This is a genomic window from Chryseobacterium proteolyticum (assembly GCF_046591535.1).
GTDB lineage: Bacteria > Bacteroidota > Bacteroidia > Flavobacteriales > Weeksellaceae > Chryseobacterium > Chryseobacterium proteolyticum.
The window spans coordinates 915944-932865 of sequence record NZ_JBJLWK010000003.1 but is presented as its reverse complement, the minus strand read 5'-3'; the positions used below and the strand labels follow the sequence as shown (position 1 = coordinate 932865).

12 protein-coding genes are annotated in these 16922 nt (G+C 35.4%); 6 read left to right on the top strand and 6 right to left on the bottom strand.

The annotated features are described in order from the left end of the window. Positions 1-93: 93 nt before the first annotated feature. Complete coding sequence (locus ACJ5H0_RS15355) at positions 94-975, bottom strand: hypothetical protein (protein ID WP_411250201.1); 882 nt, start codon at positions 973-975, stop codon at positions 94-96. 258 nt (positions 976-1233) lie between these two features. Here ACJ5H0_RS15355 and ACJ5H0_RS15350 point away from each other — a divergent pair, with 258 nt between their 5' ends. The 5 genes from ACJ5H0_RS15350 (at position 1234) to ACJ5H0_RS15330 (ending at position 6722) form a co-directional block, all read left to right on the top strand. Beyond that, positions 1234-1782: a hypothetical protein gene (locus ACJ5H0_RS15350; protein ID WP_172284309.1), complete on the top strand. Its 549-nt coding sequence runs from the start codon at positions 1234-1236 to the stop codon at positions 1780-1782. Between the two features lie 633 nt (positions 1783-2415). Continuing rightward, positions 2416-3201: a sensor histidine kinase gene (locus ACJ5H0_RS15345; protein ID WP_345990793.1), complete on the top strand. Its 786-nt coding sequence runs from the start codon at positions 2416-2418 to the stop codon at positions 3199-3201. After that, positions 3198-3836 carry a response regulator transcription factor gene (locus ACJ5H0_RS15340; RefSeq protein ID WP_172284311.1) on the top strand — a complete coding sequence of 213 codons (639 nt, stop codon included), beginning with the start codon at positions 3198-3200 and terminating at the stop codon, positions 3834-3836. Before ACJ5H0_RS15345 ends, ACJ5H0_RS15340 begins: the two co-directional genes overlap by 4 nt. Positions 3837-4247: 411 nt before the next feature. Continuing rightward, positions 4248-5243 carry a zinc metalloprotease gene (locus ACJ5H0_RS15335; RefSeq protein WP_172284312.1) on the top strand — a complete coding sequence of 332 codons (996 nt, stop codon included), beginning with the start codon at positions 4248-4250 and terminating at the stop codon, positions 5241-5243. A 96-nt stretch (positions 5244-5339) separates the two neighbouring features. Further along, on the top strand, positions 5340-6722 hold the full coding sequence (locus ACJ5H0_RS15330; protein WP_411250197.1) for a phosphatase PAP2 family protein: 1383 nt from the start codon (positions 5340-5342) through the stop codon (positions 6720-6722). Between the two features lie 37 nt (positions 6723-6759). Here ACJ5H0_RS15330 and ACJ5H0_RS15325 read toward each other — a convergent pair whose 3' ends face one another. From ACJ5H0_RS15325 to ACJ5H0_RS15310, 4 genes are all read right to left on the bottom strand, one after another. Next, on the bottom strand, positions 6760-8625 hold the full coding sequence (locus tag ACJ5H0_RS15325; protein WP_411250195.1) for a M1 family metallopeptidase: 1866 nt from the start codon (positions 8623-8625) through the stop codon (positions 6760-6762). 223 nt (positions 8626-8848) lie between these two features. After that, complete coding sequence (locus ACJ5H0_RS15320) at positions 8849-9676, bottom strand: endonuclease/exonuclease/phosphatase family protein (protein WP_411250193.1); 828 nt, start codon at positions 9674-9676, stop codon at positions 8849-8851. 113 nt (positions 9677-9789) lie between these two features. Beyond that, positions 9790-11982 carry a M1 family metallopeptidase gene (locus ACJ5H0_RS15315; RefSeq protein WP_411250191.1) on the bottom strand — a complete coding sequence of 731 codons (2193 nt, stop codon included), beginning with the start codon at positions 11980-11982 and terminating at the stop codon, positions 9790-9792. Positions 11983-12068: 86 nt separating this feature from the next. Continuing rightward, positions 12069-12950, bottom strand: a complete 882-nt coding sequence (locus tag ACJ5H0_RS15310) for an SDR family oxidoreductase (protein ID WP_172284316.1) — start codon at positions 12948-12950, stop codon at positions 12069-12071. A 129-nt stretch (positions 12951-13079) separates the two neighbouring features. On the opposite strand from ACJ5H0_RS15310, the gene ACJ5H0_RS15305 reads away from it, so the two are divergent. After that, on the top strand, positions 13080-15377 hold the full coding sequence (locus ACJ5H0_RS15305) for a GH92 family glycosyl hydrolase (protein ID WP_411250187.1): 2298 nt from the start codon (positions 13080-13082) through the stop codon (positions 15375-15377). 109 nt (positions 15378-15486) lie between these two features. Here the strand turns inward: ACJ5H0_RS15305 and ACJ5H0_RS15300 are convergent, their stop codons facing one another. After that, positions 15487-16824: a dihydroorotase gene (locus ACJ5H0_RS15300; RefSeq protein WP_411250186.1), complete on the bottom strand. Its 1338-nt coding sequence runs from the start codon at positions 16822-16824 to the stop codon at positions 15487-15489. Positions 16825-16922 lie beyond the last annotated feature (98 nt).

The window sequence follows — 16922 nt, the reverse complement described above, 5'->3', positions numbered from 1 at the left end:
TAACACATAACGATATCAAAAAAGATTCAAGTGTAAAAAAAGCGGTAGAAACTATTATTTCTACCGCTTTTTATTTTTATCCGGACATCAAAGTTATTTAAGAGCCGGGAGATTATTTAGAATATTCAAATTTTTACTATTTGCATCATTCCCCTTAGGAAATGCTGTAAAAAAGATGCATTGGCTTCCTGCCTTTTGCTTCCCTTTATTCACAGCGCCCGAACTGAAGCTATTCTGTCCCATATTAATTGCAATATTCACATCACTAATACCATTAATCACAGCCTGTTCTTTTACGTATTGAAGATATCCCTTCAATAAACCAATACTATAAAAATATTGCCTTTTAACTTCAATTCCCTTTGCATCCAACGTCTTTTCATTGTTTAATGCATAGGTTTTATCCAGAAGTGAAGCCGTTTCATTAGCTATGAGATAATTATTAATATTCTTATCTAAAATATCATTTTTATCTGCCGTCGCATCAGGAGGAATAATACTACCATGATTCATTGCCTCTACACAATTAGCCGCAGAAACAGTATCTGCAGGAGTTTTGTAAGACATTAGATACATAGTCTGATATCCTTTATAATCTTCTCTCTGATGAGCGTCCACTATTTCGGAAGAAGGGTATTGTCCGATATTAACCCCAATTAATGCATCTTGCCCTGCTTTCTCTTCTACACTTGCAATAAACGCTTCCAAAATTTCTATTGGATAAATTACCTGTCTTGCATCTTCGGCTGACAATCCCCTAGCTGTTCGTCCCCCTAATAATACAGCGTAGTTATTAGTGAGATAAGTATCTCCCAGCGCCTGAGCTGTTTTACTATCAATTAATCGGTCCTTGTAATTTTGAGAAATTACTTTATCGCTTGATGCTTCACTTTCATTATCACTGTTGCATGATTGAAATAACATTCCAACCGATAAAAGTCCCAATATGGCAATGCTAAAAAGTTTTGTTTTCAAAATTATTTTTTTTTTCTACAAGTAAATATATTCAATTATTAATAATTATAATATAATAAGCATTTATTTTAACATAAAAATAAAATCTAATTAAGATTCGAAACATCAATTTTTTCACCAAAAAATTGCCATTTTATAAAGAAAATCCATCTTCCCGTAAAATCACGGATAACAAATAGGAGAAATCCCTGTCATTTAACCTAAAATTTTTCCGAGATTTGCATTACTAACTAACACTGTGTTTAAAAAACTAACATTATGGAAACAAAACCTATTCTCGAAGGTGATGTGGAGACACTAAGTCTTCCAAACACTATGAGTAATGTCTTTATTCAGGAGCTGATTAATAATTACCGTAATAATCAACTGAAAGCAATTAATTCTACTCTTGAAATGACTGATGCAGATTCTATCTGGTTCGACTTACCTAAATTGAAAAAATTCATTAACGATCTTGAAACAGAAGCTAAGAAAGTGAATCCCGCAACCAGTGAAAGTGATTTGGGCATTAGATTTTATTATGCTGCTTATCCTAAGATTGACAATTGGACAATTATGGAAAGTCATACTGTTCCAAAAGAGTACGCTGAACGACATACTTTAATAATGGTTCCCACTCTAAAAAAAGAAGACAAAAACGGAAAGATTTTACATTACGATTTCAATCCATCCAATTCCAATGGTCAGGTAATCGCTATGGCATTAAAATCTCGAAATACAACAGATCCTATTGAAGAAGAAGGCGGACTAGCACAAAACCACGGAAGCTTAATTCCTCCTGATTCTCCAATTGTTCAAAACTATTAAGTAAAAAATGGATTCATTGCGAAGTGTACTGGACTATTCATTATATTGTACAGAAGGTTTATCCGCTTTAGTTTCGATTTTTTTTCTAAAGTCATTAAAAAATCAATACTGGAAATACTTTTCAATATATTTGATAGCAATTTTTATATTTGAGTCTTTTGGCAGGTATGGAAATTTTTCCTTATTCTCAAAAATCAAATATTATAATTATTTTGTAATCCCCATGGAATTTTTGTTTTTCTATTGGTTATATGCTGCAAAATCGTTCAACAATAGAAAACTATTCGGGATCCTTTCCTTATTTTATCTGATTTCATTTATTCCCAGTGAACTGTATTTTAAGGAAAGTAAAATAATTTATTCATTTAATTATACTTTTGGGTGTTTACTTTTAATGATTTTAGTTATCATGGAGTACTATAAACAGGTGAATTCTGAAGATATAATCAATTTCAGTAACAATAAAATGTTTTATATAAACCTGGGAGTAACATTATTTTATATTGGAACACTTCCATTTTTTACATTTTATACACTTCTATATTATGACAACCGGGAAATCTGGAGTATTTATTGCAATTACTCACAGATTTCAGATATTATCATGTATTTATTATTTTCAGCTTCATTCATATGGGGAAAACGGAACTTTTAATAACCATTATTTTATTTAACGTATTCTTTGTATTATTCGTAGCTGCGCTAATGGTATATATTAGAAAATACAGACAGCGAAAAAAAGAGTATTTAAATGAAATTGAAATAAAAAATGAAATCCATCAGAAGGAGCTCTTGGCCACTCAGCTGGAGATCCAACAGGCTACTATGCAACAGATTGGCCGTGAACTTCATGACAACATAGGACAGAAACTCACATTAGTAAGCTTGTACACTCAGCAGCTTTTATACGAAAATAAAGTTCCTGAAGTCAATGAAAGAATAGAACAGGTATCACAGATCATCAACCAATCCCTTCAGGACCTTAGAAGCCTTTCGAAAACTTTAACTGATGATAATATCAATCAAAAGGAAATCGTAACCTTAATTCAGGAAGAAGTTGATAACACCAATGCTTTTAAAAAATGTAATGTAAGCTTCAAACATAATTTTAAACAACTCGACCTTGGATTTGTACATAAGAATGTACTTTTAAGAATCACCCAGGAATTTATTCAGAACAGTATAAAACACGCCCAGTGCAAAAATATTTTCATTAACCTCAATACTTCGAGTGAAGCACTTTGGGAACTGAATATTCAGGATGACGGTATCGGATTTGACAGGACTAACATAAGATCTAATGGCATTGGATTAACCAATATGAAAAACAGAGCGGAAATCATAGGAGCAGACTTCACTCTGGAAAGTTTAAAGAACAAAGGAACAACCGTTAATATTACACTAAAAAGACAGCCATGAAAAAAACAATTGTTATCGTTGACGACCACATCCTTATTGCGAAGGCATTGGAAGGTATTATTGACAACTTTAAAGATTTTGAAGTTATTTATGTCTGTGAAAACGGAAAAGATCTTATTCAGAAATTCGAAAATAATAATAAAATTCCTGATATTATCTTACTCGACATCAGCATGCCAATTATGGATGGTTTCGAAACCGTGCTGTGGCTCAAAGAAAACCATCCTGATATTAAAGTAATGGCCCTGAGCATGCAAGGGGATGACAAAAGCGTCATCAAAATGATCAAAAACGGGGCAAAAGGGTATTTATTAAAAAACACCCACCCTAAAGAACTGGAAACAGCTCTTGTGAAATTAAATACGGAAGGATTCTTTTATCCGGAATGGGCGTCACGCATTATATTTTCTAATCTGAACAATGAAACTGAATCTAAAGATACAGTGCGGATTTCTGAGCGTGAAAAAGAATTTCTGAAATATACAGTTACTGAACTAAGTTATAAAGAAATAGCTGATAAAATGTGCTGCAGTCCAAGAACTGTGGAAAGTTACAGAGACCAGCTTTGTGAAAAATTAGATTTGAAAACCCGTGTGGGACTCGCTGTTTTCGCCATGAAAAATGGATTCGACTAGTTTCTCGGATTGCTTACTGAATAAAAACCTTTTCCAATTTAAATTATAAAAGTCCCTTTCTGAAATTCAGAAAGGGACTTTTTACACTGTAAATACTGGCAAAAGAAAGACAAAACATTCGAAGAGCAGTAAATCATACCTTCCCATAATACGTTTTATTAATTATGCAATGAATATCATTTTACTTACATAATTATAACCAAAATAAAGATTTAGATATGGAAATTATGAAAATGAATAAAAACACAAAAACACCGCCAGCAAAGTATAAAATAACTATAAAATGAAATAAATTACTGAATTAAAATTTATAAAAATCCATAAAACAATAGCAATTCACAAAAATAGAATCTTGCAAACTCACCCAAAATAATATAATTTCGTTTTTCCACAAATAAATTTATAGAAACTATGAAAAAACTATTATTTGGAATCCTGGCATTAGGATTCATGTCCGCTTGTAACAGCGACAATGTTTCAAATCAAGGTGAAGAGACTGCAAACAAATCTGCAACTGCTTCAGATTTAGCCAACAGAAGATCTTGTCCTTCAGAAGAAATCAGAAAGCAAACACTTCAGAACAATCCTGAGCTCAGACAAAAGTATGCAGCTATTGAAGCGAATACTGAAAGATTTGCAAACGCAATTAAAATGGGGAAAGTTCTTGCAGATGGTACTGTTGAAATCCCTGTGGTAGTAAATGTATTGTACAATACTTCTGCACAAAATGTTTCTGATGCCAGAATAGCAGAGCAAATTGCTGTTCTTAATGCTGACTACGGAGGTACGAACAGTGATGTAAATAAAATACCAACAGAGTTTCAATCTGTAAAATCAGGGGATGTAAAAGTGAGATTCAGACTAGCAAATACCGTAAGAAAATCTACAACTAAAACAAGCTGGAGCACTAATGATGCCATGAAAAAAGCTTCTTCCGGAGGTATTGACGCCACCAATCCTACCAACTATTTCAACATCTGGGTAGTAGGCAGCATGGGACAAGTTCTTGGATATGCGACCTTCCCTGAATCAGCAGGATTATGGAATGATGGGGTGGTGATTGCAGCTCCTTATTTTGGAAAAACAGGAGCATCTTCTCCTTTCAATTTGGGAAGAACGGCTACTCATGAAGTAGGACACTATTTAAATCTTAGACATATCTGGGGTGATGCAAATTGCGGAAACGATCAGGTAGCGGATACACCTACACAAACGGGAGCTAATTATAACAAACCTACATATCCTGTATACAATACTTGTAGTGGGGTATCAAGATCTATTATGTTCATGAACTATATGGACTATGTAGATGATGCTGCAATGTTTATGTTCTCTGCAGGGCAAAAAACAAGAATGCAGGCAGTTGTAAGTTCTTCTGGTCCTAGAGCAGGTTTAAGAGTATTATAAGTTTTCTTAATATGTTAAAAAAGCCTTTCTCAGTTTTGAGAAAGGTTTTTTTTTATATTTTTGGCAAATTTTAAAATTTAAAATAAAAAACACACAATGATGAATAAATTAGTATTAGCATTTTTTATGCTGCTTACCTTATGCCTATACAAGGCACAGGATACTCTTCAGCAAGAAAACAATCTCTCTCATTCTATTTCAGAACCTCCCGCACTTTCAGCGAAGGTACCTTTCTTAAAAAAAGAATGGGTCCAAAAATCAATTGCCCCAACATTATTATTTACCGCTTCAGCAACTACCTGGGGTGAGCGTAAAAACATCCGTGACATAAGAAATCGATATCTGCCGGATTTTAAGGCTAGTTTTGACGATTACCTTCAATATGCTCCTGCTGCTACGGTGTACGGTTTGAAGTTAGCGGGAATTAAAGGACGTAATAATATTGGGAGAGTTACTTTATCTTATGCCACAAGTTTAGCTATTATGGGAATCATCGTCAATTCTGTAAAGTACACATCTAAAGTTGAACGTCCGGATGCATCAGCCAAAAACTCTTTTCCATCCGGGCACGCTGCAATGGCTTTTGCCAACGCCAGCTTTCTACACAAGGAGTATGGACTCGTAAATCCGGCTTACAGTATTGGAGGATATGGCGCAGCTACATTGACAGGACTTGGAAGAAACCTGAATAACAGACATTGGATGCCTGATATTCTTGCAGGTGCAGGAGTAGGGATTATTTCTACTGAATTAGGATATTTTTTCATTGATAAATTTTACAAGAATAAAGGAGATAATCTAAGCCTGCTTTCCAGGATAGAAAGTAACGGATATCCTTCTTTTCTGTCTATAAAAGTGGGATCAGCACTCGCTACCACGAACTTCCTGAAAGAATCTGAGCTCGATAACAGAAAGCAGGTTGGTTTTGATGCAGGATTAGAAGGAGCTTATTTTTTTTCAAAAAAATGGGGAATTGGAGGAGATCTTAGCTTTAGTAGTTTCCCGATCAAACCTCAAAGACTTACTTTGGATGATGAGGAACACTATGAAAACTTTGATATCACGACTCAGTCATTAGGATTTCTCAATTTTGGTTTGGGTCCATATTTTTCTCATGAATTTGCAAAAAACTGGGAAGTCATGTTAAAAGCTACAGGTGGCTATTCAATACCTGCAAGCGGAAAAATTTTTGTTAAAAGTGAGCATATTGGCACTCCAGACAATCAATTGGAGCTGGCAACTTATAAACCTTCAAAGGCTTTCAGGCTTAATTTAGGAAGTGCTATCACTTATAAATTCAATCCTGAACTCGGGATTACCGCCTACGCCGAATACAACCAGATTAAGTCCACGATGAATTACCACTTTAGCGACCTGGTAAAAGACGACGAAGAAATGAACGAAGTATTCAACACTTCTTTTGCTAAAGAAAAAGTTAGATATATAACGATTGGATTAAGATTAACAGCTTATTTCTAATAATCAAAAAGCCTTCAGTATTCTGAAGGCTTTTTGATTATAAATTTTTAGAATTATTTTCAGGAGTATAGTCCATAAAAATATCCCCATCCAGCTTAATCGATTTTACTTTATTTTTTACAGGAATCGTAAGAACTGCCTGTTTTTGATTTTTCTCCCATAATGAAGGTGTAAAATGAAGATTTTCAATTCCTCCGTCGTCATAAGTTATTATAGCATCAAAAGGAATTGCAAAACCTCCGACATTATCAATATTTACTGTAAGCAATCCGTTCTCCTGAGTTCCTTTTGTAATTTTGAGATCTATATAATTGTTTGTATAGAACCAATTATTCCAGAACCAGTTCAAATCTTTCCCTGATCCTGTATTCATAGAATTAAAATAATCCCATGGAATTGGGTGTTTTCCATTCCAATTGTTCATATAATGGTGTAATGCTTTTTTAAACAGATCATCTCCAAGATAATCTTTTAAAGCCAGATAAGACAGAGATGCCTTCACATAAGAATTATTCCCATATCCTGCTCCACTTACCTGTGTACTCATGGTAATAATGGGCTGATCCTGTTCGGCAGAAGGATCATTGATCCATTTCTTTACCCTGAAATTTTTATAAAAATCCTTTGCTTTAGCTTCACCATTCTCATCAATTCCAATCAGGTATTCCAGGGTTGTTGCCCAACCCTCATCCATAAAAGCATATCGTGTTTCATTGATCCCCATATAAAAAGGGAAATAGGTATGAGCAATTTCATGATCTGCCGTTAATCTCGCATCCTCAAAATTATCAGGAATACTGTTATCATTAATCATCATAGGATATTCCATATCAGCATAACCCTGAACAGCAGTCATTACAGGATATGGATACTCCACGCCCGGCCAGTTTTTAGAATACCAATCAAGGTTATAACGCATCCAGTCTACATAACGTTCAAAATCTTTAGCACCTGCTTTGTATGCAGACTGCACACTTGCCCGTTTTGTTTTGAGCTGAACACTTGCCCCATCCCATACATAATGATTACTCAAGGCGAAACAAAAATCCGTGATATTAGCGGCTTTGAATTTCCAGGTATTCCACTTATTCTGCTTAGTTACCTTTCCTGATTTCATTTCCTCCTGGCTTGCAATATGAACAACCTGATCGCTCCTCAGAGATGTCTTGTATCTTTTTAAATAATTAGGTTGTAAAACAGCTTCGGGATTGAGAAATTCTCCCGTTGCCCAAACCACATAATTTTTGGGTGCAATGATTGCAAAATTATAATCATTAAAATCATTGTAGAATTCTTGCCTGTCCGAATGTGGCAGCATATCCCAGCCATTATAATCATCATACACTGAAATTCTTGGGAAAGAATAAGCAACATAAAATGTTTCAGGATCAATCTGTCCTTCTCTTTCACTTTTTACAGACAATGGATATTCCCACTCTATTTTAATTTCTGATTTTGATTTCGATTTAATAGCGGTTTGCAGCTTTACACTTGCAACAGTTCCCCAATCATCACTGTTTATGTTATATTTTTCCCCATTTACAATAAAGGATTTGATATGCAATCCTGAAGATAGAAAGTCTTTGGATACAAAGCCTGATCTCGGAGCCTGCGGCTTATGAAGGTTATTGACAAACCTTATGGCTAAAGAGTGTAAATCGCCGGGGCTATTGTTAATATAAGTAATCGTTTCTTTTCCGGAAACGATTTTTGTATTATCATCTACTTTTACTTCTACATTGTATATCCCTTTGTTCTGCCAGTAATTTTTACCCGGAGCCCCGGAAATATCACGCGTCCCATTTTCATATGCTTTTTTTACATTTCTTGGTATGTATAGTTCTTGTCCTGAAAAATAGTGTGCTGAAGCAACCATTAAACATCCAAAAAGCAATCTCTTCATATCTATTTTTTAAAAATAAGTCTCAAAATTAGGTAAAATGTAACAGAGAAATATAATTAATCACCGCACAGATGCTGATATTAGCAAATTTTAACGTATGTTTTTTACATCCACCCTTGTTTATCAGTTTTTTTTGTTGTTCTGGCCCTATTAGCACATAAGCTAATCCAATCCCTGAGAGGAATTGGATTTGAAATTAATTTCCGAATAAAGAAGATTAGATTTATAATGAAAGCTCTGCAATAACCGGAAAATGATCCGAAGGATACAGCAGGTTTTCTCTTCTGTCATTAATATGCCTGTGAGATTTTATTTTCATTCCCTTTACAAAAATATAATCAATTCGGTCTTTAGGAATTTCATTGACATTAAATCCGGTGAATGTCCCTTTTGGACCATAGTGTTGGGTTTCAGAGTTATAAAAACTATCCTTCAGATTTTGGGAAATAATCTTTATAGGTTCACTGTTGTCTGTTAAATTGAAGTCTCCACTTAAAGTTAAAGGCAGATTTCCAGGATTCAATTCTTTTATTTTTTTAAGAATCAACTCCGCAGATTCCACTCTTGCAACATTTCCAACATGATCAAAATGAAGATTCATTGCTAAGAATTCTTTTTTAGATTTTCTATCTTTAAAAACGGCATACGTACATACCCTGTTGCATGCCGCATCCCAGCCTCTGGAAGGCTTATCCGGTGTTTCCGAAAGCCAGAATGTACCGGATTTCACCACCTGTAACCTTTCATTATCATAAAAAATAGCTGAAAATTCACCTTCTTCTTTTCCATCGTCCCTGCCCACACCGACATAATTATAATTTTGCAATCCTTTTTTAAGATCTTTCATCTGTTCTGGCAATGCTTCCTGAACCCCAAAATAATCCGGATGATAATACATTAATAAATCCTGTACATCTTGCTTTCGTTCTGTCCAAGCATTTTCCTTATCAGATTCTACCTGTAATCTGATATTGAAACTCATAACTTTAAGGTTTTGTGAAAACCCTATAACAAAAAACAAGACAAACACAATTGAAAATCTAAAAATCATAATCACCTATTTTAAATAATAATTAAACAAAAATAAGGCTTCTCTACCAGAGAGAAGCCTTAAAACCATGATTATATTGTTAATTTTCTGTATTCTTTTTTAAAACAGAATTATTATTCCTTCGTTAATTTAATTTCCTTTTCACCCTGAGTAATCGTCATTGTTTTCTTGTCTTTAGCAAATGTAAAAACAGACTGCCCGAAAAGAAACTTATTATCTCCGTTGTATTCAAGAGGAAATTGTGCATCTCCACCGGCCTGGCCGAAAAGTTGTCCGTTTTTTACTTTAAATGTCAGCTTTAATGGAATTTCTTTGCTTCCAAATGTCCCTGTAAAATCTTTAGGATCAATTTTATCAATTTTCTTGGTATCTGTTACAGAAGCAGAATTGTTTTTCGGATTGATATCGGGAATCTGAGAATTAGGATCCACCTTTACCTCTTCGATTTCCTTAGCAGATTCAATTTGAAAAGTCCATTCTTTATTACGTTTCCAAACCTCAACCGGAAGCTTTACAATTTGTGTTGTCCCGTCTTTAAATCTTACTTGAACTGTAGTTGGCATAGGTAATTGCCCTAGGTTTTCTACCGTAATCTGAGCTCCATTTTTAAAGTCACCACTTATATATTTTACACTTTTAACGGATTGATCAATTTTCCATTTATTAAAGAACCATCCTCGCCAAAACCAATTAAGCTCTTCACCCGAAACGTTTTCCATGGTATGGAAAAAATCCCAGGGAGTAGGATGTTTGAAAGCCCAACGATCTATATATGTTTTAAATGCTTTATCAAATTTTTCAGGTCCAAGGATTGACTCTCTCAAAATGCCTAAGCCCATACCCGGTTTGAAATAAGCAAGAACTCCGATACTGTGTTCTTTCATATTATCCGGTCCTACCATAATCGGTTCAAAATTATCGCTCATCAGATAACTTCCTGTTTGTGCAATATTTTGCTTTTTGTAATACTCCCCTTTATTGAAGGCTTCAGTAGAAAGCTGATTAATGAATGTATTAAAACCTTCATCCATCCAGGCAAATAACCTTTCATTAGATCCCACAATCATTGGAAACCAGTTGTGTCCGAATTCATGATCCGTAACTCCCCAAAGATCATCTCCCTTGGAATCCATATGGCAAAACACAATACCCGGATACTCCATTCCACCTTCATTACCCGCAACGTTTGTAGCTGCAGGATAGGTATATTCATACCATTTCTGAGAATAATGTTCTATCGCAGCTTTCGTGTATTCGGTAGATCTTCCCCAGGCTTTTTCACCTCCACTTTCAGCCGGATACGCTGATATTGCCAAAGACTTCTTGCCACTCGGCAGATTAATTCTTGCCGCATCTAAAACAAATGCAGAAGATGATGCCCATGCAAAATCCCTGGCCTGTTCTATTTTAAACTTCCATGTTTTCGTTCCTGAAGATTGATTTTTACCTATCTCCGATTCAGGGCGGATCATTACAGTTTTATCACTATTTCTTGCCTGTTCCCAACGGTTATTTTCCTCCTTGCTATACACTTCTTTCCCATTAAGAAGTTCCCCTGAGGCAACAACATAATGATTAGCAGGAACAGTTATATTGGCATTGATATTTCCATATTCCAGATAAAACTCCGAAGCCCCCAGATATGGCAACGTATTCCATCCCAGAACGTCATCATACACACACATCCTCGGATACCATTGTGCAATCGTAAAAACTTTACCATTTTTAGTTTCCTGTACACCCATCCTATCAGAACCATATTCAGGAGAAATAAATGAATAATCAATACTAATTTTCGCCACTCCTCCTTTTGCCTTCAAAGCCTTTGGTAAATCAATCTGCATTCTGGTGTCGGTAATCGTATATTTTACATCTTTACCATCAAGTTTTACCGATTTAATTTTGTAACCACCCTCCAATTTTTCTCCATGGGCTCCATTTCTACTTCCTGAAATAGGAACTACCGCATTACCACGGGAATCCTGATTAAACAAATTCTGATCGAGCTGAAGCCAAAGAAAACTCAGCTGATCTGGGCTGTTATTGGTATATTTTATTTCAGCAGTACCGGTTAACTCATTTTTAGTGTCATTTAAATTTATGTTAAGATTATAGTCTGCAGAATTTTGCCAATAAGCATGTCCCGGCTGTCCACTTGCAGAACGGTTTTCCGTGCCTGTTTGTGGATAGAAAAACGGCTTAAATGCCTCTACATAATCATATTTAGGTGTTTCCTGAGCAAAAGCAGATCCTGAAAACAGAAAAACCGCTATCGCAGAAACAAAGGTTGATACTTTACACTTCATTTTAAAAATTTATATACTTACTTAATGGATAGGTAAAAAAAATCCCGGAATTGTTACAAATCCGGGATTTTTTAACTTATTTTGAATTAATTTGATTTTTTAGACTTGATCATTGCCTCTAAAGCATCCCACATTTCCTGAGGAATATCTTCCAACATATTAAACTCTCCTGCTCCTTGCAACCATTCACCACCATCTATAGTAACAACCTCTCCGTTCATATAAGCAGAATAATCCGAAACTAGGTAAGCTGCTAAATTAGCCAGCTCCTGATGCTCTCCGACTCTTCTCAACGGAACTTTTTTTCTCATATCGAATTTCTCCTGGAGATCTCCCGGCAATAATCGATCCCATGCTCCTTTTGTAGGGAAAGGTCCCGGAGCGATTGCATTAAAACGTATTCCATATTTTGCCCATTCTACCGCTAAAGACCGAGTCATTGCCAAAACTCCTGCTTTAGCACATGCGGAAGGAACGACATAAGCAGAACCTGTCCACGAATAAGTCGTTACAATATTTAAAACAGTTCCGGGAGTTTTGGAATTTATCCAATGTTTTCCTACGGAAAGTGTGCAGTTTTTTGTTCCCTTTAAAACAATATCTAAAATAGAATCAAATGCAGAATGTGTTAATCTTTCTGTAGGAGAAATAAAGTTCCCGGCGGCATTATTAAGCAAAATATCAATCCTTCCGAACTCCTTTAATGCGGCTTCCTTCATAGCTTCCACTTCATCCCAGTTTCTCACATCACAAGCCACACATAGCACTTTTCCTCCTGTTTCCTCTTCCAGTTCTTTGGCCGTTCCTTGTAATTTTTCGATATTCCTTGAAGTAATCACCACTTTAGCGCCCAATTGAAGAAAATATCTGGTCATTGCTTTTCCCAAGCCGCTTCCTCCTCCCGTTACAATAGCTACTTTATCTTTTAATGCGTCTTCACGCAACATTGGTTGTGTATACAGATTCATACGATTTAATTTTTCCTAAAAATAATAAATATTCAACGGATAAAGCTCAGAATAAGTTTATAAATAAATGTTATAAATAATTGTTCTTTGTTTTTTATTTAATTTTACCACTCTAAAATTTATGCATCCATGAAAATATCAGGAACTCCATTTCTTTTATTCTTCCTGTTTTTTAGCCTTAATTATAATGCTCAAAAATTTGAAAAACTAGTTCAATATGTAAATCCACTTATAGGTACTGAAAAAATGGGACACACCTATCCCGGAGCCACTTTTCCTTTTGGTTCCGTACAGCTCAGCCCTGAAACAGATACCATTTCATATGAACTTAATGGAAAATATAATGGAGAAGTCTATAAATACTGTGCTGGCTACCGCTACGAAGACAAAACCATCGTCGGTTTCAGCTCTACACACTTTAGTGGAACCGGGCATTCTGATTTAGGAGATTTTCTAATGATGCCTACTGTTGGAAAACTTCAGTTTAATCCGGGCACCGCTTCTCATCCGGAAAGTGGTTACAGAAGCAGGTTCTCTCATCAGAATGAAAAAGCAGAAGCCGGTTATTATAAAGTGAAACTGGATGACTCTAATATTTTGGCAGAGCTTACAGCTACTACAAGAGTGGGAGTTCAGCGATATACTTTTCCAAAGTCTGATCAGGCCCACATTATTCTGGATCTGATGGCCGGAATTTATAATTACGAAGGAAAGAATGTCTGGACATATGTTCGGGTAGAAAATGATCATACCATTACCGGATACAGACAGACTAATGGTTGGGCAAGAACCAGAACAGTATACTTTGCGATACAGTTTTCAAAACCATTCAAATCATACGGACAGAAAAATTATGATGGAAAGCAAGTGTATGGAGGATTCTGGAGAAAATTCGACCAGACTAAAAATTTCCCGGAAATAGCCGGAAAAAATCTGAAAATGAATTTTGATTTTGACACCAATGAAAATGAAGCCATTGAGGTAAAACTTGCTTTATCCCCGGTGAGCCAAAACAATGCTCTTGATAATCTGGAGAAAGAAACAGGAAATTTATCTTTTGATCAGGTAAAAGCCCAAACACAGGAAAATTGGAATAAAGAGCTGAATAAAATCATCATTAAAGGTTCCGATACCGAAAAGACCAATTTCTATACCGCCATGTACCATACCTTTATTAATCCAACAATATATATGGATAGCAATGGAGAATACAAAGGTTTAGATCAGAATATTCATAAAGCAGATGGTTTTACCAATTATACTACATTTTCCCTCTGGGATACCTATCGGGCATTACATCCCTTATTTAATATTATTCAGCCTAAACGAAATAATGACATTGTAAAATCCATGATGGCCCACTATAACCAGTTCTCTTTGAAAATGCTCCCGATCTGGTCTCATTACGCCAATGAAAACTGGTGCATGAGTGGTTATCACAGTGTGAGTGTTGTTTCAGATGCTATCATCAAAGGTGTTTATACCGGTGATGCAAAAGAAGCGCTCTATGCCTGTGTTGCAACAGCAAATAAAAGGGATTATGAAGGAATTGGGCAATATATTGATTTAGGATATATTCCTGCTGAAAAAAGCGGGACTTCTGTGTCCAATACTCTGGAATACGCCTATGATGACTGGGCAATTGCTCAACTGGCAAAACATTTAGGAGAAACAGAAATTTACAATCAATTTATTACACGTTCTGAAAACTGGAAAAATAATTTTGATAAAAGTATTGGTTTCATGCGGCCCCGTTTAGCAGATGGAAGTTTCAAAAAGGATTTCGATATTCTGAGTACTCACGGACAGGGATTTATTGAAGGTAATTCGTGGAATTATAGCTTTTTCGTTCCACAAAACCCCGATGAACTTATTACCATCATGGGAGGAAAGAAAAAATTTGCATCCAAACTTGATGAATTGTTCACAATGCATTTATCCGATGAATTTTTTGCCGATACTGAAGACATTACGAGAGAAGGAATCATTGGAGGATATGTCCATGGTAATGAACCCGCTCATCATGTAGCTTACCTGTATAACTGGGCTGGGCAGCCATGGAAAACACAAGCCAAGATTCGCCATATTCTTGAAATGCAATATAAAGCTACTCCTGATGGATTGGGCGGAAACGATGATACAGGACAGATGAGTGCATGGTATATTTTAAGCTCACTCGGATTTTATCCGGTAGCTCCGGGTTCAGAAGATTATGCGATTGGAAGCCCGGCAGTTGATTACGCAGTACTTAATCTGGAAAATGGAAAAACGTTTGAAATTGAAGCAATTGATCAGAGTCCACAAAATGTATATGTTCAAAAGATTCTTTTAAATGGTAAAGAAATTAAAAACTTTACTTTAAAGCATTCCGATATTATAAAAGGTGGAAAACTCAGTTTTTATATGAGTGGCAAAGCAAAAAAATAATCAGTCTGCAGATTTTCAAGATCAATTTTTCGAAACAAAAATAAAAAAAGACTACAGTGAGTAGTCTTTTTCTTTATTATATACAGAGCTGGGTTTTCAATCTTCCAACTTACTCCTCAACTTCAAAAAGTAATCGCTCACCAAATTTTTCGTCAGCAATTTTTCCATTATCGAATACAAGATTCCCATTGACAAATGTCTGGGTAATTTTAGAATGAAAATTCATACCTTCTAAAGGACTCCAACCACATTTATAAAGAATGTTTTCTTTATTTACTGTCCAGTTTTCATTTAAATCCACCAAAACCAAATCTGCTTTATATCCTTCTCTTATAAAACCTCTTTTCTCTATTCTGAAAAGAATTGCGGGATTATGGGACATCTTTTCAACGATCTTTTCCAGAGAAATTTTCCCATTTCTGAAATTTTCGAGCATCACATTTAATGAATGCTGAACCAACGGTGCTCCGGATGGACATTTTGTATAAACATTTTGTTTTTCTTCCCAGGTATGAGGAGCATGATCGGTAGCAATTACATCAATTCTACCATCTAAAAGAGCTTCCCAAAGTCCGTCTTTGTCCTTCTGAGTCTTTACTGCCGGATTCCATTTAATTAGACCGCCTCTTGTTTCATAATCATCATTGGTAAATGTTAAATGGTGTACACAAACTTCCGCGGTGATCTTTTTATCTTTTAAAGGAATGTCATTTCTGAACAAGGCTGTCTCTATAGCTGTTGACAGATGGAAAACATGGAGTCTCGCTCCTGTTTTTTCTGCTAATTCGATGGCTTTGGAGGAAGATTTATAACAAGCTTCTTCACTTCTGATGAGATGATGAAACTTAACAGGAATATCATCTCCATATTGTTCCATGTATTTCTGGGTATTTGCTCTTATCGTTGCTTCATCTTCACAGTGAACAGCAATCAGCATTTTTGTATTGCTGAAAATATTTTCAAGGGTTTCAGGATTGTCAACCAGCATATTTCCTGTAGAAGAACCTAAGAATAACTTGATTCCCGGAACATTTCTCGGATTGGTTTTAAGCACCTCTTCAAGATTATCATTCGTCCCTCCCATCATAAATCCGTAATTAGCGTATGCTTTTTGGGATCCTATTTCATATTTATCCGCCAACAATTCCTGCGTTACAGCGTTAGGTACAGTATTCGGCTGATCAATAAAACTGGTAATCCCACCAGCAATTGCTGCTCTTGATTCACTTTCAATATCTCCTTTATGGGTTAATCCCGGTTCACGAAAATGCACCTGATCATCAATCACCCCGGGTAAAAGATATTTTCCGGAGCCAACAATAATCTGATCTGCTTCATCAGAAATATGGGGTTGTATTTTAGAAATTAAATCGTCTTCAATTAAAATATCGCTTTCAAAGATTTTTCCTTCATTTACGATAGTAGCATTTTTGATAAGGGTCCTCATTTACTTTTCTTTAGACTTTATATTCCTTGCAAAATTAAGGTTTATGAATGAATTTTAATATCCCTGATAAAAAATCAATTTCTAAATATTTACATTTG